The sequence below is a fragment of the Alkalinema pantanalense CENA528 genome (assembly GCF_050753345.1).
In the GTDB taxonomy this organism is placed as follows: domain Bacteria; phylum Cyanobacteriota; class Cyanobacteriia; order Leptolyngbyales; family Leptolyngbyaceae; genus Alkalinema; species Alkalinema pantanalense.
Genome location: NZ_JBLZFX010000013.1, coordinates 45181 through 70111 on the forward strand (window position 1 = coordinate 45181; position 24931 = coordinate 70111).

General features: G+C 50.8%; 25 protein-coding genes and 1 tRNA gene. 10 read left to right on the forward strand and 16 right to left on the reverse strand.

Annotation, left to right across the window (positions count from 1 at the left end; translation table 11 throughout):
* Positions 1-113 precede the first annotated feature (113 nt).
* On the forward strand, positions 114-2060 hold the full coding sequence (locus tag ACN4EG_RS06595; RefSeq protein ID WP_431628539.1) for an ABC transporter ATP-binding protein: 1947 nt from the start codon (positions 114-116) through the stop codon (positions 2058-2060).
* 190 nt (positions 2061-2250) lie between these two features.
* Here the strand turns inward: ACN4EG_RS06595 and ACN4EG_RS06600 are convergent, their stop codons facing one another.
* On the reverse strand, positions 2251-5004 hold the full coding sequence (locus tag ACN4EG_RS06600) for a GAF domain-containing sensor histidine kinase (protein WP_431628540.1): 2754 nt from the start codon (positions 5002-5004) through the stop codon (positions 2251-2253).
* 327 nt (positions 5005-5331) lie between these two features.
* The gene (locus ACN4EG_RS06605) at positions 5332-6039 is read right to left on the reverse strand and encodes a hypothetical protein (RefSeq protein ID WP_431628541.1); all 708 of its coding nucleotides are present in this window, start codon (positions 6037-6039) and stop codon (positions 5332-5334) included.
* A gap of 291 nt (positions 6040-6330) precedes the next feature.
* On the opposite strand from ACN4EG_RS06605, the gene ACN4EG_RS06610 reads away from it, so the two are divergent.
* Positions 6331-6483, forward strand: a complete 153-nt coding sequence (locus ACN4EG_RS06610) for a hypothetical protein (protein ID WP_431628542.1) — start codon at positions 6331-6333, stop codon at positions 6481-6483.
* A 41-nt stretch (positions 6484-6524) separates the two neighbouring features.
* Here the strand turns inward: ACN4EG_RS06610 and ACN4EG_RS06615 are convergent, their stop codons facing one another.
* From ACN4EG_RS06615 to ACN4EG_RS06660, 10 genes are all read right to left on the reverse strand, one after another.
* A complete protein-coding gene (locus tag ACN4EG_RS06615; RefSeq protein WP_431628543.1) occupies positions 6525-7613 on the reverse strand; it encodes an ABC transporter ATP-binding protein in 1089 nt (362 codons plus the stop codon).
* Positions 7614-7673: 60 nt separating this feature from the next.
* Positions 7674-8510, reverse strand: coding sequence for a carbohydrate ABC transporter permease (locus tag ACN4EG_RS06620; RefSeq protein ID WP_431628544.1), 837 nt, complete (start codon positions 8508-8510; stop codon positions 7674-7676).
* A gap of 18 nt (positions 8511-8528) precedes the next feature.
* The gene (locus ACN4EG_RS06625; RefSeq protein ID WP_431628545.1) at positions 8529-9446 is read right to left on the reverse strand and encodes a carbohydrate ABC transporter permease; all 918 of its coding nucleotides are present in this window, start codon (positions 9444-9446) and stop codon (positions 8529-8531) included.
* Positions 9447-9465: 19 nt separating this feature from the next.
* Positions 9466-10770 (reverse strand): ABC transporter substrate-binding protein, encoded by a 1305-nt coding sequence (locus ACN4EG_RS06630; RefSeq protein ID WP_431628546.1) that lies wholly within the window; start codon positions 10768-10770, stop codon positions 9466-9468.
* Between the two features lie 219 nt (positions 10771-10989).
* Positions 10990-11250 carry a photosystem I reaction center subunit PsaK gene (gene psaK / locus ACN4EG_RS06635; RefSeq protein WP_431628547.1) on the reverse strand — a complete coding sequence of 87 codons (261 nt, stop codon included), beginning with the start codon at positions 11248-11250 and terminating at the stop codon, positions 10990-10992.
* A gap of 188 nt (positions 11251-11438) precedes the next feature.
* Complete coding sequence (locus tag ACN4EG_RS06640) at positions 11439-12122, reverse strand: class I SAM-dependent methyltransferase (protein ID WP_431628548.1); 684 nt, start codon at positions 12120-12122, stop codon at positions 11439-11441.
* A gap of 62 nt (positions 12123-12184) precedes the next feature.
* A tRNA-Ser gene (locus ACN4EG_RS06645) sits at positions 12185-12269 on the reverse strand.
* A 117-nt stretch (positions 12270-12386) separates the two neighbouring features.
* Positions 12387-14681 (reverse strand): ComEC/Rec2 family competence protein, encoded by a 2295-nt coding sequence (locus ACN4EG_RS06650; RefSeq protein ID WP_431628549.1) that lies wholly within the window; start codon positions 14679-14681, stop codon positions 12387-12389.
* A gap of 358 nt (positions 14682-15039) precedes the next feature.
* Positions 15040-15339, reverse strand: coding sequence for a 50S ribosomal protein L25 (rplY, locus tag ACN4EG_RS06655; protein ID WP_431628550.1), 300 nt, complete (start codon positions 15337-15339; stop codon positions 15040-15042).
* 94 nt (positions 15340-15433) lie between these two features.
* The gene (locus ACN4EG_RS06660) at positions 15434-16783 is read right to left on the reverse strand and encodes an adenylosuccinate synthase (protein ID WP_431628551.1); all 1350 of its coding nucleotides are present in this window, start codon (positions 16781-16783) and stop codon (positions 15434-15436) included.
* Between the two features lie 204 nt (positions 16784-16987).
* Between ACN4EG_RS06660 and ACN4EG_RS06665 the strand changes: the two genes are divergently transcribed.
* Complete coding sequence (locus ACN4EG_RS06665) at positions 16988-17902, forward strand: branched-chain amino acid transaminase (RefSeq protein WP_431628552.1); 915 nt, start codon at positions 16988-16990, stop codon at positions 17900-17902.
* A gap of 482 nt (positions 17903-18384) precedes the next feature.
* Here ACN4EG_RS06665 and ACN4EG_RS06670 read toward each other — a convergent pair whose 3' ends face one another.
* The 3 genes from ACN4EG_RS06670 to ACN4EG_RS06680 form a co-directional block, all read right to left on the reverse strand.
* Complete coding sequence (locus ACN4EG_RS06670; protein ID WP_431628553.1) at positions 18385-18789, reverse strand: type II toxin-antitoxin system VapC family toxin; 405 nt, start codon at positions 18787-18789, stop codon at positions 18385-18387.
* Complete coding sequence (locus tag ACN4EG_RS06675; RefSeq protein ID WP_431628554.1) at positions 18786-19028, reverse strand: hypothetical protein; 243 nt, start codon at positions 19026-19028, stop codon at positions 18786-18788. The genes ACN4EG_RS06670 and ACN4EG_RS06675 overlap by 4 nt, the downstream gene beginning before the upstream one ends.
* A 207-nt stretch (positions 19029-19235) precedes the next feature.
* A complete protein-coding gene (locus tag ACN4EG_RS06680) occupies positions 19236-19421 on the reverse strand; it encodes a hypothetical protein (protein ID WP_431628555.1) in 186 nt (61 codons plus the stop codon).
* A gap of 363 nt (positions 19422-19784) precedes the next feature.
* Here ACN4EG_RS06680 and ACN4EG_RS06685 point away from each other — a divergent pair, with 363 nt between their 5' ends.
* The 7 genes from ACN4EG_RS06685 to ACN4EG_RS06715 all read left to right on the forward strand — a co-directional run bounded on the left by ACN4EG_RS06685 (position 19785) and on the right by ACN4EG_RS06715 (position 23691).
* A complete protein-coding gene (locus ACN4EG_RS06685; RefSeq protein ID WP_431628556.1) occupies positions 19785-20459 on the forward strand; it encodes a CHAT domain-containing protein in 675 nt (224 codons plus the stop codon).
* Between the two features lie 27 nt (positions 20460-20486).
* Complete coding sequence (locus tag ACN4EG_RS06690) at positions 20487-20777, forward strand: nucleotidyltransferase family protein (RefSeq protein ID WP_431628557.1); 291 nt, start codon at positions 20487-20489, stop codon at positions 20775-20777.
* Complete coding sequence (locus ACN4EG_RS06695; protein ID WP_431628558.1) at positions 20774-21130, forward strand: HepT-like ribonuclease domain-containing protein; 357 nt, start codon at positions 20774-20776, stop codon at positions 21128-21130. Before ACN4EG_RS06690 ends, ACN4EG_RS06695 begins: the two co-directional genes overlap by 4 nt.
* A gap of 54 nt (positions 21131-21184) precedes the next feature.
* Positions 21185-21550 (forward strand): hypothetical protein, encoded by a 366-nt coding sequence (locus ACN4EG_RS06700; protein ID WP_431628559.1) that lies wholly within the window; start codon positions 21185-21187, stop codon positions 21548-21550.
* A gap of 23 nt (positions 21551-21573) precedes the next feature.
* Positions 21574-22518, forward strand: coding sequence for a hypothetical protein (locus ACN4EG_RS06705; RefSeq protein WP_431628560.1), 945 nt, complete (start codon positions 21574-21576; stop codon positions 22516-22518).
* Positions 22519-22714: 196 nt separating this feature from the next.
* Positions 22715-23095 (forward strand): VOC family protein, encoded by a 381-nt coding sequence (locus ACN4EG_RS06710; protein WP_431628561.1) that lies wholly within the window; start codon positions 22715-22717, stop codon positions 23093-23095.
* Positions 23096-23205: 110 nt separating this feature from the next.
* Entirely contained in the window at positions 23206-23691 is a 486-nt protein-coding gene (locus tag ACN4EG_RS06715; RefSeq protein ID WP_431628562.1) for a VOC family protein, read from the forward strand.
* 175 nt (positions 23692-23866) lie between these two features.
* Here ACN4EG_RS06715 and ACN4EG_RS06720 read toward each other — a convergent pair whose 3' ends face one another.
* Positions 23867-24898, reverse strand: coding sequence for a DnaJ C-terminal domain-containing protein (locus ACN4EG_RS06720; RefSeq protein ID WP_431628563.1), 1032 nt, complete (start codon positions 24896-24898; stop codon positions 23867-23869).
* Between the last annotated feature and the right edge of the window lie 33 nt (positions 24899-24931).

Below are 24931 nucleotides of genomic sequence, written 5' to 3' on the forward strand. Positions count from 1 at the left end.
AGGGACACTTTCCCTTTTGCTTCTCCATTTCAGGGGGTATGCTGCACATAAATTTCTAATTGAATTTTTAATTGACCGCAGAGATACCCTAAGGCTGGGAGTCCTCCTGTAAGATGGCAAGTAAAGCTAGTTTGGATTTGTTTACCCTCGTAGCCGCCATGACTCATCCCATCCTGGACGTTCGCAACCTGCAAGTACAGTTCACCACTGAAGCCAGTTCTGCTAAAGGGACATCCCCATCTGTAATTAACGCAGTCGATGGCATTTCCTTTCAGGTTTGGCCGGGGCAAACGCTAGGGATTGTGGGGGAATCTGGATCAGGCAAATCCGTCACATCCTTAGCCGTGATGGGTTTAGTTCCCAATCCTCCTGGCAAAGTTACAGCGGGGGAAATCTGGTTCCAGGATGGCGATCGCCGGATTAATCTGTTAACTCTTTCGCCTCAACAGCTCAGGCATTTACGAGGTGGACGCATTGCCATGATCTTTCAGGAACCGATGAGCTCCCTCAACCCGGTATATACGATCGGGTTTCAGTTGACGGAAGCCATTCAACTCCATCAACAGGTGGCCGAACCCGAAGCGCGTCGTCGAGCTGTAGCGCTGCTCCAGGAAGTACGCCTACTACCGAGCGACCATGACCTGCGGGAACAGTTATTGGCGGATGGGGTAGTCGCAATTGATCGCGCCATGAACCGACACAAGGAAGCCCTGCTGAATCGCTATCCCCATCAAATGTCCGGTGGGCAGTTGCAACGGGTGATGATTGCCATGGCCATTTCCTGCAATCCAGCGCTATTGATTGCCGATGAACCCACTACTGCCTTAGATGTCACTATCCAAGCCCAAGTTCTAGAACTGTTGCGGGAACTGCGCGATCGCCGGGGCATGGGCATGATTTTTATCACCCACGATCTGGGGTTGATTGGAGAAATTGCGGATCAAGTCGCGGTGATGTATGACGGCAAAATTGTGGAACAGGGTACGGTGATGGAACTGTTTGAACAGCCTAACCATCCCTATACTCGAGGTCTACTCACTTGCCGTCCCCGTCCCGATCGATCGTTCAAAATTCTGCCTACTGTATCCGACTTCATGGATGTGGTCACTACCAGCACAGGAGAGCGGCAAATTGAGGCTCGTCAGGTTAATGTTGATCAGGTTTTGCAGACTCTGCCGGAAGTAACGGCAGCGGAAAAACAGGATCGGTTACAAACCCTGCGATCGCAAAAACCTTTACTGTCTGTACAAAATTTGCGCGTTGCTTATCCGGTTAAAGGGGTTTTAGGCCGTACCCAGCGCTATATGATGGCGGTCAATGATGTCTCCTTTGACATCTATCCTGGGGAAACCTTAGGGTTAGTGGGCGAATCAGGTTGTGGCAAAACGACGCTAGCGAGGACGCTATTACGGTTGGTCAATGCCCAGTCGGGGAAAATTTTATTCGACGGTCAGGATATTTTGGAATTACGACCGAATGCGCTACGGCAATTGCGCAAGGAAATGCAAATTATCTTCCAAAACCCCTTCAGCTCCCTCGATCCTCGCATGAGCATTGGTGACGCCATCATGGAACCTATGCAGATTTTTGGGGGCAAAAACACTAGTGAATTTCGCGATCGAGCCATCTATCTCCTCAACCGGGTTGGATTAGCGGCGGATGCCATAACCCGCTATCCCCATCAATTTTCTGGCGGTCAGCGACAACGGATTTGCATTGCTCGATCGCTGGCAATGAATCCCCGATTCATTATCTGTGACGAGTCGGTTTCTGCGTTAGATGTCTCGGTTCAAGCGCAGGTATTGAACTTGCTAAAAGAACTCCAAGAAGAATTTGGTCTCACTTACATTTTCATTTCCCATGACTTGAGTGTTGTGAAATTTATGAGCGATCGGATTATGGTGATGAATCGCGGCAAAATTGAGGAAATGGATGCTGCTGATCGCATCTACCAATCGCCCCAGCAGGACTATACAAAAACGCTAATTCAAGCAATTCCCGTGGGTACCCTGGAACGGATTCGCGAACGGCAAATACAACGGCAACAACAGGCAGGCTAGAATTCATCATCAGGAAGCTTGATAACTCGTGAATCAACCCGCCATGGGTTGCTATCGTTTGAATCTACTTCAGCGAATGAATGCACCTAAGGGAACAGCGCATAAATAAAATTCCAATTGGGTAGGGTAGGAGAGTAAAAGGGTAGGAGGGTAGGGGAATGAAGAGGGGATATTATTTCTTTGCAAATCCCTAAGCTCGGAAGAAAATCGGTAATTCGATCGTAAACTCAGTTCCCACACCGGGTTCCGACATATAAGTTACACTACCCGCATGTTGCTCTGTAATCACCTGATAGCTAATAGATAGTCCCAATCCGGTGCCCTGGCCGACGGGACGAGTGGTAAAGAAGGGGTCAAAAATTGACGGCTGAATCGCTTTAGTAATTCCCTGTCCGTTGTCCGCGATATGCACTGCAACTCGATCGTCGCTGATCACCGCTGTACGAATCTCAATTGAACTCAAATAGATGGCCCGTTCTTCCGGAGATAGGTGACGGCGTTTTTCTTCGATCGCATCGATCGCATTACTCAACAGATGCATAAACACCTGATTAATCGAACCTGCACAGCATTCCACCTCCGGTAACTCACCGTAGGATTTTACGATTTGGATAGAGGGATGATTGCACTGAGCCTTAAGACGGTGTTGCACCATCATCAACGTACTCTCTAATCCCTCATGCAGATCCACAGCTTTAACTTCGGCTTGATCTAACCGTGAGAAATTGCGGAGAGCCAGCACAATTTGTCGAATGCGCTCTGTCCCTAGCTTCATGGAATTCAGGGTTTTTGGTAAATCCTCAACCAAAAAATCCATATCTACTGACTGAAGACAATCTTGAATGCGATCGCTGGGAATGGGATGCTCCTGCTGATACAACTTCAATAGACTGAGTAGATCATCGGCATAGTCACTGACATGACGAATATTGCCATGGATAAAATTGACTGGATTATTAATCTCATGGGCCACCCCTGCCACTAACTGACCTAAACTGGACATCTTTTCCGTTTGAATCAGTTGAGTTTGGGTATGCTTCAGTTCAGCTAAAGCCTGCGAGAGTTCCGTAGCCTGCTGTTGGGTTTGAGTTAATAGACTCGCCTGCTGAATTGCAACCCCTAAATGATTGGCAATTTGAACCAGAAACTTCACTTCAGCGGATTCCCAATGGCGGGGCTGGGAATTTTGGTAAGCACCGAGTAACCCCCACAAATCTTGTCCGACAAAAATCGGTACCGTCACAAACGCTTTGGCGTGGAACTGCTCCAAAAGCTGAGTATGACAATCTGCTAGGCCAGCTTGATCAATGTTGTCAACCACGAAGGAGTCATGGTTACGGTAGCGTCCACCTTGAGTCTCTTGAAGATAGGTATCTGCGATCGTAACGCGATGGTCTGTCTCGACTAATTTATTCCAACCGGGAAACACATATTCCCCCACAAAGGTGCCACTCCAGTCCGAATTAAACTGGTAGAGAGCAACCCGCTCAGCTTGCAACGCCTGACAGAGGGCTTGGGTTGTGGTTTGAAACATTGTTTCTAGATCCAGCGACTCTCGAATGCGTGTTACCACTTCAAAGAGAACATGTTGTTGCTCCGTTACCTGTTGCAAATCATCCGTGGTCTCTTGCAGTTCAGCGGTACGAAGTTGGACTTGTTGTTCAAGGTTGGCGTTGAGGCTTTGCAGCTTTTGATAGAGCTCATATTGCTCGATCGCCGCAGAAAACTGATTTCCAATCGCTTGTGCCAGTTCCACTTCACTCTCGCTCCAAGGATGAACCTGATTATTGCGGGACTGTCGCCAAATTTCAAAGGACTGACGAGGGTAGAGTTGTCGTTGATCAGGATTAAATTCACCCGCCCACAAAGTTTCTGTTTCAAAACTGTTGCGGAAAACCGTCAAGTATCCCAGCAATCGTTGCCGCGCAATCAAGGGAATAATTAACAAACTGCGAATGGAAGTCGTATGGAAAAGTGGCTGAATGGTTCGTAACACTGGGACTTGGAAAATATCATCGATCGCCCAAGGCATCCCTTCACCCGTCTTAAAGTGCCGCTGGAGGCCATGGCATTGTTCCATGTGGAGCAGGGGCGAAAATTGCTGATTCGGTTGCAGACCAGAGGTATAGACCCTTGCATCTATCACTTGGTCAGTCGAGGTGAAATCCGATGCCTGGGCCAAAACCCCGGACTGGATAAATAAGCGGCCTCCAGTTCCTTGAAATGCCTGAACAGTTTCTTCTAAAGCCGCCTGCAATTCAATGCTAGTGGAGGAATAGAGTAAGTTCGTAATCCGCCGGAGTGCTGCTTCCCGAGATGCCTTTTCCTGGGCTTGTTGAACCAGAGTCGATTGAGAAATCGCGATCGACAGTTGATCAACGACCAGTTGGACGCCTTCGATCTGCTCATGGGACAGCCGCTTCGGCTCAGCATGGTGGGAGACGACTAACCCCCAGAGACGATCTTGATGCAGAATGGGAGCCACCAACGTGGACCTAACCCCCATTGCTGTTAAATATTCCGCATGACAGGGATCCAAGGGACGAAAAACCCATTTTTCTGCTTGCAGTTCTCCGGTTTGCGGATCGCGCATAGCGCTTTGTCCAATCTCGCGAGATGCCACATCCACCACTGTTCGCACTTTAGCCGCAATGAACAGTTGGCGAATCTCAGGTGGAATATCATCTGCCGGAAAGTTCAAACCATAGAGAGAAGGTAAACGCTGTTCTGCCGCGAGCGATTCAGCAACAACCTTACCGCTACCATCCCCATGAAATTGGTAAATCTTGACTCGATCGGTTTCTAGAAATCCTTGTAGCTCAATAGCAGTGGCATTCAGGATTTCGGCAAGATCTATGGATTTCCGAATCCGGTGATTAATGCGGTGCAGTAAATTGCCTAAATACAAGGAAATGCTAGAAGTCGCCGAGATCGAGATAACCATAGATCGCTTGTCGCTGATTGGGATTAACCTGCTCTATAGCGTTCCCAACCTAAATCCATTTCTTGCCATGCAACTTACCAAGATTAACAACTTTCTTATAATTTCTCGTCCAACTATCATGATCATCCGTTGTACACATGAGGCTATTTGACATCAAGCCTTCTGACCTTGAACGAAGATGGCACCTCTTGACCAATCGTCCTCTAGCGGCTCGTCATCAGTCCTCAAGTTCAATTCACCGTGCTTGAAGCCTTTTTACGAGTGTTGATTGAGCAACTGGCTGCTATCAGGCTCCATGGGCAATCAGCATTGCACGATGATTTTGGGTCAGGGTGTTTGGCTAATGGTGGTGGTTAAACTGCGCTGAGCCGGGGTTGAACTAGTGGGGGTCGGTACCAGTTGGAGGGGTTTGGTTAGACTGACCGTGAGGCTGCCAAGGGCGATCGTTAAGCCAACCACAATCCCCGTCAACCACTTGATCCGGCTTTTGAGAAAGAGCACTTCCTGCTGGGAAGCCTCAAGTTGGTTCAGCACCGCGATCGCGGCAGGGGTTTCAGCCGTGCTAGCGGGAGACAAAACCGATGGGGCAGGGGGCAGGGCAGGGGTAGGAACCGCAGCCGAGATTCCAGCATCTTCGATAGCTATTTTGGCAGTTTGACCTTCAGGCTGATTACCTTGAGCTTTACGGGCTTGAGCACGCTGGGTTTGAAAAGTGGCTACGGTATAGAGCCAGTCGGCAATCATTTGCGGACAATTTCTGTGAAACCATCGCACTGCAAATACTCGAAAAACAGGTTTGGACATGCAGGCGATCGATCGAGAAAATTGATTCAGCCAAGGTTGGGGCAGTTTTTGATTAATGAGATGAATGGAACCAATATCATACAAACGATCTAAAATCATCCGCAGGGTATTTTCTTCTTGTTTCGCTAAATGTTCCAGCAGGATGACCACTTCGCGCATGCGATCGATTTCCATCTTGGTATCTTGCTGGACTTGCTTAGAAGAGAACCCATAGGGCTGAAATTTAGTCATAGGAACACAGAATTGGACAACAAGGCACAAAGCCATTAAGTCATAGAGGACGACTTAAGTTATGTCAGAAGTGATGTCAGAGGTGATGTCAGACAGCCATAGACAAGAGGTTGGTGATAGACAAGAGGTAAGCGACGGAAAATGCGCACCAAGAATTACCCCCTGAATATAGCGTTATCCATGGAACATTTACCGATCAGTTTACAGAACTCATGAATGTGAAGATGCGCTCTATGAACAGTCGATGGGTGATAGGGGGACTGGGGGCGGCCCGCAACTTAATTTGGTGAGATGCGCCGTGTATTTGCCAGTGTAGCGATTTTAGGGGCGGATCACGACGGATTACATGCCGATTCCCAAATTGTCCTACCCCATGCGTCCTACCCCATGCGTCCTGGCCTGTGTGTCCTAGCCCCAAGCCGTTTGGGTGGGACTCTCCCATGAGTTGCTAGAACCCATATAGCGAAATACCCCGATCGCCATCGCTAGAGTGAATCAAATTCAAAAGCTTGGCCACTGGTGACATCAAACCAATGAAAATACTCGATCGGAAGTTGCAGCGAAATTTCATCTCCCACAGAATAGCGACGATCGATGGGTAACACAGCTCGTAATGTCAACGCTTGCGTTTCTGTGGAGGGAATCGTAACCGTGACTAACCAGGACATCCCAAGGTGTTCTACAAGGGTAATCTTGCCTAGAATACTGCGATCGTTGGGTTCTGAAGCCAACGCCACTTGCTCAGGCCGAACGCCCAGGATGAGAGTATTGACACTGGGAATCGAAGCAGGCAATGGAATTTGACAATTCCCCAGATGAACAGCGCGATCGACACAGGGCAACGTCCAAAAATTCATTTGGGGGCTGCCAATAAATCCAGCGACAAACTGGTTCGCAGGGTGAGTATAAATCTGTTGTGGCGTATCCAGTTGTTGCAGCTCACCGTTGTACAGTACCGCGACTCGGGTCGATAGGGTCATGGCTTCGGTTTGGTCGTGGGTGACATAGACTACAGGGGCAGATTGGGCCGCAAACAGTTGCTTGAGTTCTGCCCGCACCTGTTCCCGTAGCAGCGCATCCAAATTACTGAGCGGTTCATCTAGCAAAAAGACTGCGGGTTGACGCACCAAGGCCCGTGCCACAGCCACCCGTTGGCGCTGCCCCCCAGAAAGTTGGCCCGGTTTGCGATCCATCAATGCTTCCAAACCCAGAAACAGCACGACCTCTTGAATCCGTTGCTGGATTTCACCGGCGGGAACCCTGCGAAGTTTCAGCCCAGAAGCAATGTTATCCCGGACGGTCATGTGGGGATAGAGTGCGTAGCTTTGGAACACCATGGCAATGTTACGATCGCCGGGACTCAGGGCAGTCACATCTTGGTGATCGATGAGAATTTTGCCCTGAGTTGGCTGTTCCAGTCCTGCAATTAAGCGCAGAATTGTAGATTTACCACAGCCTGAAGGCCCAAGCAGTGTTAGAAATTCTCCCTCCTGTACCGTTACATTAATCTGTTTGACAGGAATAACGGTTGGGCTATAAGCCTTTCGTAGATTTTGTAATTCCAGCGTTGCCATCGTTAACCTCGTTGTAATCTCCTACCTGATATACGATGCTGTCGAGACTGATATTCAGGCTTATCCTTTGACAGCTCCAGCAGTTAAGCCACTGATAATTCGCCGCTGAAATGCTAAGACTAAGCCAACTAACGGCAAGGTTCCTAAAACAGTTGCAGCGGCGATCGGGCCGTAGGGAATTTCAAACACCGATGCACCCCCCAGTTGAGCCGCCGCAACAGGAATGGTTTTCATGGATTCCTGGGTAATAAAAGTTAGAGCGAAAAGAAACTCATTCCAGGCAAAAATAAATGCCAAAATTCCTGTAGTGATCAAAGCGGGTATTGTCATCGGCAAAACAATTTGCACCAGCATTGCCACTGTATTGTAACCATCCACTCGAGCAGCATCCTCTAGGTCGGTCGGTAATTGCTGGAAAAAACTTCTTAACACTAAGATTGTCAATGGCAGGTTAATTGCAGTATAGGGAATAATTAATGCGAGATATTGATTGCCTAAGCCAAATTTCTGCACCAGTTCCAATAGCCCCAAAAACAGCAGGATATACGGAAAGAGCGTCATCAATAAAATCGTCCCTAAGATTAGTTGTTTCCCCGGCAGTTTTATCCGAGCTAGAACGTAGGCCGCAGGGGCACCTAATACCAAGGACAACAGTGTGGAAACACTCGCCACCCCCGCACTATTCATTAAATAATTCCAGAACGGACGACGGACAAAGAGTTCTTGATAGTGCGCTAAGGTCAGACTTGTAGGGAAATAGACATTGGGAATGGCTGCAATCTCTGCATTGGTTTTAAAGGAAGTCAGCAACTGCCAGAGAATAGGCGCAAGGCAGAAAAGAATGACAATTGCAATGACGATCGATCGGAGGGTTTTGGACATTTGAGGGGAAGTCATGATCGTGAGTTGAAAGGATTATGCCAAGTTTTTACGAAGTCTTTGCACTAAAAAGGTCATCACAACAATCGCAAGCACTAATACGAGAAACGTTACGACGACTAACGCTGAGCCATAGCCAAAATCTAGGTAGCGCATAATAGTGGCATAGACATAAAGCGAAACCATCTCCGTCGCTCCGCCAGGGCCACCCCCAGTCATCACGGCGACAAGATCAAAAATTCCAAAAGCCTGGGCAACGCGGAAGAGCGCTGCAATTAAAATTTGAGGCATTAATAACGGTAACGTTATTTTCCAAAAGCTCTGCCACGGACTCGCACCATCGATCGCGTGGGCTTCGTAGAGATCCGCTGGAATGGCTTGCAACCCAGCCAATAATAGGATGCTAATGAATGGTGTGGTTTTCCAAACATCCGCCACAATCAATGCGACCATCGCTAAGGTGGGATCCCCGAGCCAATTTATTTCCTGCCGCATAATCCCGATGCGCAGGAGTAAATCATTGACAATGCCAAATTGATCGTTAAAAATCCATGTCCAAGCCAAAGCGATTAATGCAGTCGGCAACGCCCAGGGTAAAATCGCGATCGTCCGCACGATGCCCCGACCCCGAAAGGATTGGTTTAAAACAAGCGCAATCCCCATACCAAGGATTAATTCGATCGCGACAGACACGATCGTGAATCCAGCAGAATTGGTCAAACTTTGCCAAAATCGGCTATCCGCTGCCATCCGAGCATAGTTTGCCAACCCAGAAAACTGGGGTTGCAATGCCGTCCCTAAATTCTGGGTAAAAAAACTTTGTCCAATGGCACGCAGAATCGGGTAGGCAAAGACTAAGGTTAAAAGTAACAATGCTGGAGCAATCAATAGCCAACCGATCCGTCGCTCTCGTTGAGCGATCGTTGGAATTGTGGCAGACGGGGAATCTATCATCTCTGGCATCCTCATTCATTTAAATCTTCTTCCCTAACAACTGGCGCGTTTCCTGGGCTGCCAATTTCAGGGCCTGGTCGGGAGGTATGCGTTTGCTCAAGGCCCCACTGAGGTAGCGCTGGAGAATATCAGAAGCTTGGGCATACTGGGCGATCGGAGGCCGCAACACTGCCGATTCCAACACCGTTAGCATGGATGGGAAAAAGGGATATTTCTGCAAAATTTCGGCATCTTGGTACAGCGATCGGTGGGTGGGGAGGTAACCATAGGACAGGGCGATTTGTTTTTGTGCCCTGGGACTGCATAACTGTTGCACCGCTTGCCATGCGGCTTCGGGATGGCGGGTCGATTTGGCAATGCCCCAGCCCCAACCGCCCAAGCAGCCTGCACTGGCAAATCCCGGCGCGTGTACCATGGGTTTGATTGCAATGTTGCCGCGCACGGGGGAATCAGCGGCATTGGCCAACGGCCAGACGTAGGGCCAGTTTCGCAGGAAGAGCGCATCCCCGTTTTGGAACATGCGACGGGTTTCTTCCTCTTGATAGGTCGTGACTCCGGGCGGCGCAATTCCAGCCGCGATCGTATCAGCCAAGAACTGTAGTGCATTCAGCGCCTCGGGTCGATCGAGGCCCACCTCTTGCGTTTCCGGGTTGACCCAAAAGCCCCCATGCCCCGCCAACACCTCAACAAACATAGCGGGCAGCCCTTCATACTGGCGTCCCTGCCAAAGATAGCCCCACCGCACTTTTTGTTGAGTTTGCAGCTCTTGAGCAATTTTGATTAATTCCAGCGTCGTCTCCGGCGGTTGATAGCCCGCTGCCGTCAGCAAATCCTTGCGGTAGAACAACATCCCGGCATCCGTCCGCGCGGGCAGGCGATACAGTCCCCCTGCGTAGCGCCCCCCCGCCACATCGGCTTTGAGAAAATCGGCCAAATCAGCCTCGGAGAGACGATCGGAGAGATCTAACAGCCACCCCGCCGCCGCAAACTTCGGCACCCAGACGATATCCATGAAAATTAAATCGTAGGGGGACTCGCCCAACAAAAAGGCTGAAGTGTAGAGATCTTCCACCAAATTAGTGGCTGTTGGCCCTTCAATAATCTTGATGCGAATCTTAGATTGTTCAGCTTCCCACTGATCAATAACAGGCTTCCAGGTGGGAATTTCCTGGGCTCCGATCATGACGGTGAGTTCGATCGCCCCTGTAGCGGTATTTTTGGGAATCGATCGTGGGGATTGTTGGCAGGCTTGGGTCACCCAGCCCAGTCCCAAAGCCGCCCAACTGAGGAATCTTCGGCGAGTGGGCAATTGCAAATGTTTCATCGTGCAAACCGCCGTCTAAACAGCGATGCAAACAGCAAGCGATTTAAAAACAGCAAACGATTTAAAGTGATATCAAAACAAACGAGTTGGCATTAACAGTCGATCGGCAATTGACACGATCGCCCACCCATGGGATGCCAACAAAAAAGCTGGAGCGCATAGACTCCAGCCCGTGAGACATCAGAAGCAGAGGACTTGAAACTGCAAACCCAGGGCGTCTTACAGCGCACCCACGTAGGCTAGACCTAAAATTGCGCCAGCTCCCAGGATATGACCCAAGCTGGTCACACCAAGCATTGCACCATGGCTCATGCCACCAAAGAACTGGTCAGCGGAGGGCAGCCCCAGACCAACATTTTTTTGTTGAATCGTGTATTTCCCGATCGCAATCGCCAGAATATTGCACAGGATCATGACAACTGCAACTTTGGGGCTCCATTCCACTGTGCGAGCAACAGCGAGTAAGGTTGTGGTAACCAAGGTGTGTCTCCTTCTTTTTGTTAACGCGTGGAAATCTTTATGTACCAAGCATTCTTCCAAAAAAAGCTAGCATCGTCCCGCGTTCGCAGCAATTGTTAACGTTTAGCAAAAAGTTTTGTTACATAACGTTTTATCCATTGCAATGGATCTATCTACTTCTTCACTCGGGGGATCGCTGATGAGTTACCTTAGGTTGCCGATAAAAGCCGCAAAATCTGGTTGCCACCCCGCTGAAACTCATAGGGGACGGTCTGAATCTTCAGGGTATAGCCGATCGCCTGGAAATGCTCAATTACAGGATCCACATAGGGCGATCGCTCCCCCGTCATATTCATTAACAATGGAAAGATGCGGACATCGGGAGCCAGCCGACACATTTCGGTAATGGCGGCGATGTGGAAATCTAAGGATAAATGCTCCGAATAGGTAAATAGCAGGTGCGAGGAAATAGCTAAGTCAAAGGCGCGATCGGGAAAGGGCAATTGAGGCAAAGCTTCCTGACGATAGCGTCCCGCCAGGAGCCCCTGGGGAAAGTCAGCCAAAAACGTCTGCATCGCCGTTAGGCGAATCCGCAAGAGCTCGTCCAGGGTATCGATCCCCGTCCAGACGAACTTTTCGCGGTTGGCCTCCACACTTTTAACAATTTGCGGCACAGCTTCATCAATCCGCTGGGCAATTTGCTCAGCAGAAAACTGGTACACCGGATCACAGGACACCACCCGTTTACCTAGGGCGGTCATCTCCGCGTTAAAACTGGCTGGCCCGCCGGCACAATCGAGAATTTGCAGATCCAACTCTGCCTGGGTTAGCCCAAACATTTCTCGGTATTCCTGAAGCGATCGGCCCCAGGGTAAAACTTGCTCTAGACGCATAAAGGATATGAACCTACCAGCGACTTTAATGAAATTGAATTAACTTTTTTGACTAACCTTAACGGAGAGGGGGGGATTCGAACCCCCGTTAGGTTTCCCTAAAACGCATTTCGAGTGCGCCGCATTCAACCGCTCTGCCACCTCTCCAATCGCGCTATGCTAATCGCGTTATTCAGTTGATTTGACCTGAGTTCGATCGCTAATTTGAAGCTAAACATTCGCACCAAAAGTAGCGACCCGAACGAGTCAACTCCTCCTACTATACTACAGCGACGCCCATTCAGTTCTATCTGTCGAAAAAGTTGTGACTAATCCTGTGTCAGGTTGCCACCGTAGCGCACCTTGCTGGGGCAGCCAATGCAGTCTGACTTTTTGGGTTTTGAGCGTATATTCCACCTGGGGATGTAGCCGTTTGCCATGGGCGATCGCGGCTTGGAGGTTCCATTGCTGCAACCAAGTGTCGGGAATGGCTCCCCCTGACCACCAGAGAATCGGTTGTCGCGGTTGGGAGGCTGGGGGAATTACGAGAGGATCCAAAACTGGGGATGGGCTGGATGATTTGGCAGTGGATTGAGGAGCCGCTTTTGCCAGCGATCGGCTTAGCAACCAAGGTTGATCCCGAATCATCAACGTGAGTCCTGCCGCCTGGGATTGCATTCCCATTTGACCAAATGTGTAATGAGAATTCGCTGCAAGGGGAAGTAATTGTGTTTTCTGTAACTGTTTTGTGATGGTAGGCGCGATCGTAGAAACCATGGCAGGCTCAACGTACAAATTACGCACTGCAATATTTTTGCGCAGGGCAGCCCAGCCGTTGGGGTCAGGCTTTTGCAGGGCGATCGCCCAATCGATTTGATTAATGCCCTGGCTTTGCAGGTAGGGAACAACGGTCATTTCCGCCGTAGCCGCATCCCCGGAATTCACGAGTAACACCTTGCCCCGATCCTGAACCACCAAAACCGCTTGGGGACTCGTCGCCAAAGCCGTGACCTGAGTCAGTTGGGCCTGATATTGCCATGCGGGTAAAAAGATCATCGCCAAACCTGCCAGGAAAAAGGCCCAGCCATGGCGTCGCAAACTGGGTCTTAGCCACAGCAACGCGATCGTGCCATAGAGGGCCAGCATCAGCACCAACGGAACGGTTCCCACTGCAATGTTGTTGCCCGGAAGTTGGCTAAAGCCATGGACGATCGCGAGTAAGGCCAAAACTGGATAATGCAAAAGCCAAGCGGTTGCACTGCCCGCCAGTGGATAGACAACAGCACACAAGGCACTCACCATTCCCCCTAAGCTAATAATGGAAATGAAAATAGTGGTGAGAACATTAGCAAGAATGCTATAGGGAGAGACGAGCCCAAAGGTGTGCAACTGTAAGGGAATCGTCCAGAGATAGGCGGAGATCGGAACGGCGATAGCAGGTGTAATTTGACTGGGGATCCAATCGAGCCATTTCGTTAGCGGTGGAACGGTAACCAGTAAGCCCAACGTGGCCAATACGCTGAGTTGAAAGCCTAGATCCCAGATCCACAATGGATTAATCAAAAGTAATAGCGTGGCGGACAGGAGCAACGAGCCGATCGGTTTAACCTGTCGTTCCAAACCCATGCCGACCAGTACCGCCGCCCCCATGACCACCGCCCGAAGAATGGCCGGTTGCACTCCAGCCAAACCCAGAAAGATCGCCAGGGCCAGTCCCCCCGCAATCACCTGGGTTCTCACGGAGAAGCGTTGGGTTAAGGCCAGCACAACGCCCAGGATGAGCGAAGTTTGAAAGCCCGAGGCAGCCAACGCATGGGACAATCCCGCACGGCGAAAGTCCTCTTTGACCGTCGTGGGCAAGTCTACGGCTTTTCCCCCGAGGACCATGGCACTCACCAATTCGCCTTCGGGCTTGGGCAACCAGGCGGTTTGCGATCGCACAATCCGTTGGCGGATCTGCCACAGCCCCCACTTGGGTTGCTGGCCGGGAGGAATTTGAATGCTTTCACCCCGTAATCCAGCAAAGCTGCCTTCCTGCGCCAGATATTGCTGGAAATCGAAGGCTCCGGGATTCTTGGCCGCTTGGGGCAGGTAGAGTTTTCCAGTCAGCGTGATCTGCTCGCCGGGAAATAAATCTTGGCCTAAATTGGCTGCCACGGTGACGTAGAGTTTGCCCCGCGCCTGGGATGGGTCGGTACTAAGTTGTAGGCCCTTGGGATCCAAGCGCTGTACCTGGAGCCAAATTTGCCGCCGATCACTGCGGGTCAGTCGGGGGGATGACTGCACGATGCCCTGCACGGCGACCGATCGATCCGTCAACGCAGGAACAAAGCGGCTGATGTCATGGGTTCCCGGTTGGGGAATGCGAAACTGGTACCAAAGGCTGGCAAGCAAGGCGACACAGCCCGCAACGATCAGGTGTTTACGGCTGAGGCTGGGAAATTTCACGCGCGATCGCCAAGTCGGATAAGTGATCGCCGCAAGGCCCAGCAACACAGGACCGATCGCGATTCCCCAGGGAATGGCCATGGCCAACAAACCCAGAATATAAGCAAGACAAATGAATGCCATCCCTGACATGATGACCAACTCGCCCCTGCGCGGATGATAAATGCTAGGTTCAGAGTGCCCTTAGGAACGGGGAACTTTGCTATTGCCAAACTGACTGACTTGCAGGATCAGGGAATGTTATGAAAGCATGTCAGCAACAAAAAAGGTAGGGAATTTCCCTACCTCACCTTATGCATTGTTTATACCAAATCAACTTGTGATTGCAACCCATAACGATCCCCCTAAATCCCCCTTATTAAGGGGGACTTTGAAAGAACTTGGCTGAATTCCCCCCTTATTAAGGGGGGCTAGGGGGGATCGGATGTGTAGCATTGATTAATTAATTGGGTATTCGTTAGCCAGCGCATTAAGCTAGCTGACTATTCCATTAGCCCTTTGCAGAGAAGAAGCTGATGTGGTACAGGCTACCTTTCCAAGGGTGGGCTTGCACTTCTTGGATTTTTGCGCCGGTCGTCCAGTTCATGTCGGGAACCTTCAGTTCTACCGTTGCGCCTCTGCCGGCATCCCGGATGAGGAACTCAGCCTCTTTTTGGTTCACAACCAATTGCACGGATTCCGTACCATTGTGGCCGTAAACCGTTGCGGGAATTTGACCATTGCGACGCAGGGCATTGGGTTTGCTGCCTTCGGGACGCTTGCTTGCTTCGATCGAAAATTTCAGTGCCATGACTCGGTTCTCGTGTTGTTCTCAGGGATGTTTTTCAGGGATAGATCGGGCATGAACCCAAACGATTCAGATTCAGCCCGGCGCATTCAGTCCCTTAGCTGCTTGCGCTAACCTCCAACTGAGGTGCGCCATTTTCATAGAGCAGTGCCCGCTTCGGCCCGTGAATCGGATCTTCCACGATAATGGTTTGATCTCGACTTGCGCCCAGGGAAACGATCGCGATCGGCACAGCCATCAATTCTGCCAGAAACTTGAGGTAATCGAGCGCCTGCTGGGGCAAATCCTCAAGACTGCGGCAGTCTTCCGTGGACTGTTTCCAACCGGGAACAGTCTCGTAGATCGGTTTGCACTGGGCAAACTGCTTGGCGTTGGTGGGGAAATGGTCGCAGCGCTGGCCATCGATTTCGTAGGCCACACACACTTTGATTTCATCCAACGTATCCAGGACATCTAGCTTGGTAATCGCTAGACAATCCAAGCCATTAATCCGCACGGCATAGCGACCAATCACCGCATCAAACCAGCCGCAGCGGCGACGGCGACCCGTGGTGGTGCCAAATTCTGCTCCGCGATCGCAGAGCAGTTCACCCACATCGCCATCCAATTCTGTGGGGAAGGGGCCTTCACCGACACGGGTGGTGTAGGCTTTAGCGACCCCGATGACGCGATCGATGATGGTTGGGCCTACTCCCGCACCGACGCAAGCACCACCGGCCACCGGGTTGGAGGAGGTGACGTAGGGGTAGGTGCCGTGGTCTAAGTCCAGCAGGGTGCCCTGTGCGCCTTCAAACAGGATGTTGCGCTTTTGTTGGACGGCTTCCGCGATCGTGAGGGAGCTATCAACAACATGGGGGCGCAGGCGATCGGCATAGGCCAGATATTCCTGAATGACTTCTTCGGGATCCAGCGGTGGCAGGTCATAGAGCTTTTCCAGCAGGACATTTTTGCTGGCGACGGCCCACCGAACTTGCTCCTTAAAGGATTCCGCATCCATCAGGTCAACCACCCGCACACCGCTCCGTTCGGATTTGTCGGCGTAGGTGGGGCCAATCCCCCGCCCGGTGGTGCCAATCTTATGACTGCCCCGCCGTTCTTCCGCCGCCCGATCGAGAATGCGGTGGTAGGGCATGGTGACATGGGCCGTTTCCGAGATCATGAGATTCTCAGCGGAAATACCCAAGGTGACGAGCTGATCCAACTCTTCGATCAGCACTTTCGGATCGATTACGGTACCACTCCCGATAATGCAATCCGTGTCTGGATACAGGATGCCAGACGGAATGAGATGTAACTTGAAGGTCTGATCCTTGACCACAACTGTGTGCCCAGCGTTCACGCCACCTTGATACCGGACGACGACATCCGCCGACTTGCTCAGCAGATCGGTGATCTTTCCCTTCCCTTCATCGCCCCACTGGGCACCAATTACTACTACGTTAGCCAAGGGATTTCAAAACAATGGTAGAGTTTTCAACAATCTCCCATTATCATCAGTAAACGGAACGGGTGTCAACCACTCGATCCTTCTTGGTGGAGAATTGGGTGGCAAAGCTGTGAAATCCTTACTAACAGCGATTCCCACAGCGATTCCCAGCTAACAGCCATTCCGATTTGACTACCCGACCATCGCATCTGAGTGCTAACTCCTATGGATAATTTTCTGCCGATCGCCTACTTCAAAAATCAATTTGTCCCCTTTGAGCAGGCGAATCTTTCGATCGCGACCCATGCACTCCACTATGGAACGGGTGCCTTTGGCGGTCTGCGGGGAATTCCGGATCCGGCTAATCCGAATCAAGTGTTGCTGTTTCGTCTCGATCGCCATGCTAAGCGGCTGAGTAACAGTGCAAAGCTATTAAATTTCGATCTGCCTGCGGACAAGATCCAGGCGGTGATTACGGATTTTGTTAAGCAAAATAAGCCGAAGGTGTCGTTTTATCTACGGCCTTTTGTCTACACGTCGGGGTTGGGAATTGCGCCCCGGCTGCACAAGATTGAGAAGGACTTTTTTGTTTACGGGATTGAGTTGGGGGATTACCTGTCTCCCGAGGGTGTAAGTTGCCGGATTAGTTCTTGGTGCCGCCAGGAAGACCGGAGTTTGCCGCTGCGGGGCAAGATTAGTGGGGCGTATATTACGTCATCCTTGGCGAAGACGGAGGCGGTGGAGTCGGGCTTTGATGAGGCGATTCTGCTGAACTCGAGCGGTAAGGTGAGTGAAGCGTCGGGGATGAATGTGTTTATTGTGCGCAATGGCACGATTATTACGCCGGGTTTTGAGCAGGACATTCTGGAAGGAATTACGCGGGATAGTGTGTTGACGATCGCGCGGGATTTGGGGATTCCGGTGGTGGAGCGTCCGGTGGATAAGTCGGAGTTGTTTATTGCGGATGAGGTGTTCTTGAGTGGAACGGCGGCGAAGGTGACGCCAGTGAAGCAGGTGGAAACTTACCATTTGCCGCAGGAACGCCCGATTACGGATGCATTGCGGGAGAAGGTTACGGCGATTACTGAAAATCGCGATGCGAAGTATCAAGATTGGGTGTTTCCGATCGCGTTTGACTAAGTGTTTTAGTTGTTTAGTGTTAACTGTTTGACAGTTTAATGATTTCTGTTTCCCGATCGTGTGTTTTTTGAATGCGTGATCGGGTTTTTAGTAGTTATCTAAAGTCGATCGGGGAGGTGAGATCTGAAGGGAAGGATTTAGTGGACTTACTGCAATAGCGATGAAGTCTGAACTCGCTTTTGGAGGATGGAGGATGGCTGAAGTTTTGAGTTTTGAGTTTTGATGAGATTCAACGTCGTTACGATGGCGAATGGGTGTTGATTGCTTATACCGAGCTTGATCGCAATCTAAAACCGATCTCGGGGGAGGTGATTGACCATTCCACCGATCGGAATACAGTTTACGATTCAGTTTCGCTAGGACAGAGGCGAGATTTAGCAATCGAATGTTTTGTCAAAATGCCGAACGATATGGTTGTTGTTCTGCATTGCTGAAATCAATAGCGGGTACATATGTCCGTGCTTGCGATGCTATACGTTCATTTACACCTCAGCCCAGTTTGCGAGAGATAAGTTGGGAATTCGCTGGTAATGACGGGTATTGTTAGTTACAAGAGTGCGTTGTTCCGAGAGTGCGACACTAGCGATTAGCAGGTCAAAGTCTGCTACAGTTTGCCCCATCCGTCTAAGATTCGCCTTTAGTTCACCGAATTTTTGTAGGGTTGACAAGGTTGGTGCAATGACAACGATCTCATTAATGAATTGGGTTGCCCGATCGAGATTTTGCTCGATTCGATTCGAGTTGTAGGCTCCATAATAAAGCTCAGCGACGGTTATGCTTGAGATTGCAAGATTGGCAAGTCCAACAGTCATAATTTGTTCGCGCACTTCTGGTCGTCCTTTGAGCCAATAGATGCAGATATCAGTATCGAGCAAATACATCGTCATGGTTGCAGTGGGCTGATCGTCCGACTTTGGTAAATTTCGTCAACGATGGTTTCGATCGGTCGATCGTCTTCCCAGGTGCCAAAGGTTTCTAGGAATGAGGCTTCTGAGGGGCTGTGTGGGGTGGGAGTGGGCCAGTTTTGTAGTTCGGTGCGGAGGGTGCGCTGGACGATTGTTTGGATGAGAGTTTCTAGGTCACTGAGGCTGAGGTTACTGAGGCGATCGCCGGAAGGTGGATTCATGGTAAAAATCGACCGATCGTTGATGTTGACTATGACATTGTATAGCGCTAGCCAGCAAGCTTAGGAGAGTGATATCCAATTGATTCATTGATGCGAAAGATCTGATCTCCCCTAGCCCCCCTTATTAAGGGGGGAATTCGGTCAAATTTTTTCAAAATCCCCCTTTTGTAGCTCTGCCTCCCGCAGGGTAGGGGGATTTAGGGGGATCTAGCCTTCTAGCATGATTTCCCTCGCTGCGACGCGCACGACGGTGGGTTCTCCCCGTTTGCGGACAGTTTGACTCCATTCGTGGGCGCTGATGAAGTTGAGAACGTGCAGAATACCAATTGCAGCATCGACGGCATCGTTGTCACCGCTGAGTTGGAGTTTGATTTTCTTGGTATAGCGAGTCATTGGTTTTCCTCAAAATTGAAGTAAATGGACGAGGAAAACCCAAAAAGCTAGCCGCCCCGATTTCTGACATGGCGAAACAGGGCGGCTTGGGGTGCTAAAATGCAATCCAGGTCACCATGCTGGGTTCGACAGCTTGGGGGCTTAGCGATCGTTTTGAGCTGGAATCTCATGGCGATCGCGCTAGTTTTTCGGGCTTATTAGCAGCAGGGTTGGAATCTCCGATTGCTGCTTAACTATAGCAATGTAGCGGCGATCGCTGTCCCCGTCAACCGTAGAGGGTAATTAAGTTTTGTAGCGCGATCGAATACCATCGGTAAATTGAAAATTAGGAATGAGGCTTCTGAGGGGCTGTGTCGGGTGGGAGTGGGCCAGTTTTGCAGTTCGGTTGCAGATCAAGTCCCAGCCACCTCCATCCTCGCGATCGACAACCCCAGACAAGACCTCCCCAACTCCTCACGGGAAATCGATTGCGCGATCGCAACCTTCCCCAAACCCACCGTCCTGCGCCACGATGCAGCCACCGTTGAAGCAGTGAAATCGCAACTACCCGAAGCCGCGATCGTGCACTTCTCCTGCCACGGCACCGCCAACCTCACCGACCCCCTCACCAGTGGCTTACTCATGAGCGACGGGCTACTCACCTTCAAAGACATCTTTGCGTTGAACCTGAGCCAAGGCAATCAAGGCATCCGTCTCGCCATCCTCTCCGCCTGCGAAACCGGAATGGCAGGCATCGAAAACGCCGACGAAGCCATCAGCCTCCCCACCGGCCTCCTCCAAGCCGGAGTCGCCGCAGTCATCGCCTCCCTCTGGTCAGTCAGCGACCTCAGCACCATGATGCTCCTCACCAAGTTCTACGACCTCTGGCGCGAACAACATCTCCCCCCCGACCAAGCCCTCCGCCAAGCCCAGCAATGGATGCACAGCACCACCGACGGCGAAAAAGCAAAACACTTTGGTCTCTTAACCCTCACTCCCAACGATCGCACCTACGCCCACCCCTTCCACTGGGCTGCCTTCAGCTATCTCGGCGTATAAAATAGAGCCATTACGAGGAAACCTCCCATGAGCCTCCTTGAACAACTTCGCCAAAACCGAGCCGCTATTCTCACGATCGCCGACAGGTATGGAGCGACCAACCTCCGTGTTTTTGGTTCCGTTGCCCGTGGCGACGATCGACCCGACAGCGATATTGATCTACTCGTCGATCTCCAACGCACTTGGACACTCTTCGATCACATCAGCATGATGCAAGATTTAGAAGACCTCCTCAAACACAAAGTCGATGTTGCCGTTGCCAAAGGACTCAAAGAACGATTCCGCGATCGCATTCTTGAGGAGGCCATTGTGCTATGAGAAATCCACCAAGGGACGATCGGGAATACGTTCAGGACATTCTGGAGCGTATCCAGCGCATTGAAACCTTTGTGGCATCTGGACGCGATGAATTTTTTCAGTCCGTCCTAATTCAAGATGCAGTCATGCGAAACTTTGAAGTCATCGGAGAAGCAACAAAGCGCCTCTCACACGACTTTAGAGAACAGCACCCTAACGTACCCTGGAAACAAATGGCTGGTTTTCGAGATGTCCTGATTCATGACTATATGGGACTGCAATTAGAGCAAATCTGGGCAACGATCGAACAATCCCTCCCAACCCTCAGACAACAAATCTTGGAAATCCTTCAAGCGACTGATCCATTGCCCTAAATTTGTGTGAATTGTAATGTTATCCATTGCCATTTAACCTATTTAACTCCATCCATGTTTACATCCGAACAAATCCAGAAAATCGCTCAACTGATTCAGCCCAAATTATTTGATCTTCTGCCCCACGAAACTGCAAACTTCATCCAGACAAAACTGACTCAACTCATCGAAAAATCAAATGCTGGAGAAGCTGTAGAACAAGAAATTCTCGATTTGTTATACGAACAGGAACGTCTTCATCCATATCTTACGCTTGACAGTCTAAAATCATTTGACCCGCTTCCCGGTAACTCCGCTCCCATCCCCAGTTCTCTCATCTACCGTTGTCCCGACTGTGATTACATCACTGATGTTCCCTTTCTTGGCATGACGCCCGATCCCTGTCCCAATCACCCCACCACAGTTCTTATTTCCAACTAACGTTCCATTGGAGTCCGTGCATCATGTCCGCAAAATTCCTTGAAGGCTTAGGTGGAAAACTTGCAGAACAATGGGTAGCGACCTTATTCACGCCTGCATTTGTATTTTGGTTGGGAGGTGCTCTCGCTTACGTCACCCGCTATGGTTGGGAACCTATCTCCAAACTATTTCCCGATGCTAAACTCGAAGCTCTACAGATTGCCGTCCTAGCAGGAATTTCTATTCTCATTTACATTTCTGCACTGATTATCCAACGCTTTGATGTAGAAATCCTACGCGGACTGGAAGGCTACTGGTACCCCGGCCTCCGCAAGCTCCTGCGCCCCCTCCACGACTACATGACCCAACGCCAGGTCGATCGCTGGAAAAAACTGAAGGAACGCCGTCAACCTCTCAGCAAAAGCTACCGCGAAAACCCCTCCTCCCTTTCCCGACAAGAACGAGCAGAACTGGTTCGCTGCGATCGTGCCCTGCGCCAATTTCCCACGGATGAGACCGACTTTCTCCCCACCCGCCTCGGTAACCTCCTTCGTGCTGCCGAACGCCGCCCCTACGATCGCTATGGCTTAGACGCCATCATCTGCTGGCCGCGCCTGTGGCTACTCCTACCCGACAGCGCCAAAAAAGAACTCCAAGATGCCCGCGCCCAAATCAACAACGGCGTCCGCGTCTTTGCCTGGAGCCTGCTTTTCTTAGTGTGGGGCTATTGGGCTTGGTGGGCAGTTCCCGTAGCGATCGTCTCCGCCGCCTTTGCCTATAGCTGGATTTGGGACAGCGCAGAACTCTATGGCGACCTGATCGAATCGGTGTTTGACCTGTATCGCGGCTCCCTCTACCAAGCCCTCCGTATCCCCTTACCTGCAACGGCTGCGGAGGAAAAAGCGATCGGCTTACAAATCACAGAGTATCTCCTCCGGGGAACTGGTCAGCTTGAATTCCTGCCATCACAGAATACAAATCACCCATAAGGGAAGGCTAAAGCCAGATCATCTCCTATGGTTCAAGCCAGTCCCTCAACCCTAGGGGTGTCTGCACAAAAAAAACTGAGCAATGGATAAATCTCTGTTGCAAATCTTTGCAGATGCTTAGGTAGACAGAACTTTGATTGCATAGTACTCTTGTTCTATTCTGATGTCGGATTGATCATGATGGAGGAACAATCTCATGGCAAATAATCCTGTTGCCTGGTTTGAAATCTACGTAGACGATTTAGCGAGGGCCAAGCAATTTTACGAATCCGTGCTGAGTGTGCAGTTGGATGTCCTGAGTGACCCCAACGATACCAGCATCGAAATGTTGTCCTTTCCATCCAATATGGAACAGTATGGTGCTAGCGGTGCCCTGGTCAAAATGGAAGGCTGTACAGCGGGTGGCAATGGCACTTTGATTTATTTTGCCTGTGCAGATTGTGCCGTCGAAGAATCGAAAGTCGAAGCAGCAGGTGGGCACATTCACAAGCCTAAAATGTCCATTGGCCAATATGGCTTCATTTCTCTAGCTGTAGATTCCGAAGGCAACCTGTTTGGCTTGCACTCTATGAAATAGCTGAAAGCGACCATTCAAAAACATCATTGCAGACTTGATTAGCGCAGACATCAACCAGCACCATGCAACCCACCGCGAATTATTCAACCTAAACCCAACGGAGCAGTACCATGATACCGATCGCGAAAAACAGAATTTGCCTGTGGTATGACGGAAGCGCCGAGGAAGCCGCACAGTTTTACGCCGCTACCTTTCCAGACTCATCCGTTGAAGCCGTGTACCGCGCACCAGGGGATTTTCCCTCGGGGAAGGAAGGGGATGTCTTAACCGTGATGTTTACTGTGATGGGTATTCCCTGCCTCGGTCTCAATGGTGGCCCTACGTTCCAACATAACGAAGCCTTTTCCTTTCAGATCGCAACCGCTGACCAAGTCGAAACCGATCGCTATTGGAACGCGATCGTGGGTCATGGGGGACAAGAAAGTGCCTGTGGTTGGTGCAAGGACAAGTGGGGTCTGTCGTGGCAGATCACGCCGCTGGCACTGACGGAAGCGATTACCGATGCCAATCCGGCTGCCGCCAAACGGGCATTCAATGCCATGATGACGATGGGGAAAATTGACATTGCTGCGATCGAGGCAGCACACCAGGGCTAAGGTACGCGCGATAGCACGGTTTGTGTTTTGGAAGCTCCGATGGAATCCCCAATTCCAGTGCCTGATTTTGCTAGTGCGGTGCAGCTTACGGTGGGTCAAATTTTCGGTTGGCTAGGGGACTAAAAATCGGCAGCATCGATCGCTTTGCCAAGTTGCTTCGATTTGCTCCCAGGTTTTACAAATGCACGCCCTTCAAATTCGCCCGTGGATCGGTCTTCCGATTCGCCCGAATTGTTTCATAGGCTTCCCGTTCGATCGGGCTAATTTCCTTCGGTGCAGAAATGACCACCTTCACCATCTGATCGCCTCGATTGCCCTTGGGATCTTTCCAACCCTTGCCCCGCAATCGCAACGTCTGTCCCGATCGAATCCCCGCTGGCACATTCACCGTCACCAATCCATCCGGCGTCGGGACTTCCACCTGCGTCCCTAGCACCGCCTCATCCGGCGCGATCGGAACCTCACAGGACAGTTGCTCCCCCTCTAAATTAAAAAATGGATGGGCAATCAATTCCACAATCAAATATAGATCGCCCCGCTGGCTCGTGTAATGGGGACTAAAATTTCCCTTCCCCCTCACCCGAATTTTGCTACCGGGTTTGGCTCCAGCGGGAATATTGACCGTAATCACTTCATTGCCCACGCTCAGCCGCTTTTGCACGCCGTTGAACGCCTCAGCAAAGGTGAGGGTTAGTTTCGCCTCGGTATCCAGGTTTGCACCCCCAGAGGGCGTACTGGCACTGGTACTGTAGCCGCCAGCCCCCCCAGGTTGCCGAAATCCGCCGAAGGGATCCGCCGATCGGCTATTCCCATCCCCCCCCGGACTGCTGCTACCCATGCGTCCCAAGAGATCATTGATAAACTCTTCAAAGTTATTGAAGCGACCAAACTCGAACTCATCAAAATCTACATTGGAATTGCTGTAGCCACCACTATAGCCACCACTGTAGCCACCGGGCGCACCCGTCCCCACCTTATTCCAGTACTGCCCAAACTGGTCGTATTTCTTGCGCTTATCCGCATCGGACAGGACTTCATAGGCTTCGTTGACCTCCTTGAAGCGCTCTTCCGCCGCCTTGTCACCGGGATTAACATCGGGATGATATTTCCGCGCCAGTTGACGAAATGCCTTCTTGATATCGTCGGCACTCGCCCCCTTGCTAACACCCAGTACGCTGTAGTAGTCCTTGAATCCAGCAGCAGCCACGCCCACTCTCCTCCTGATACCTGTCTCTATAAT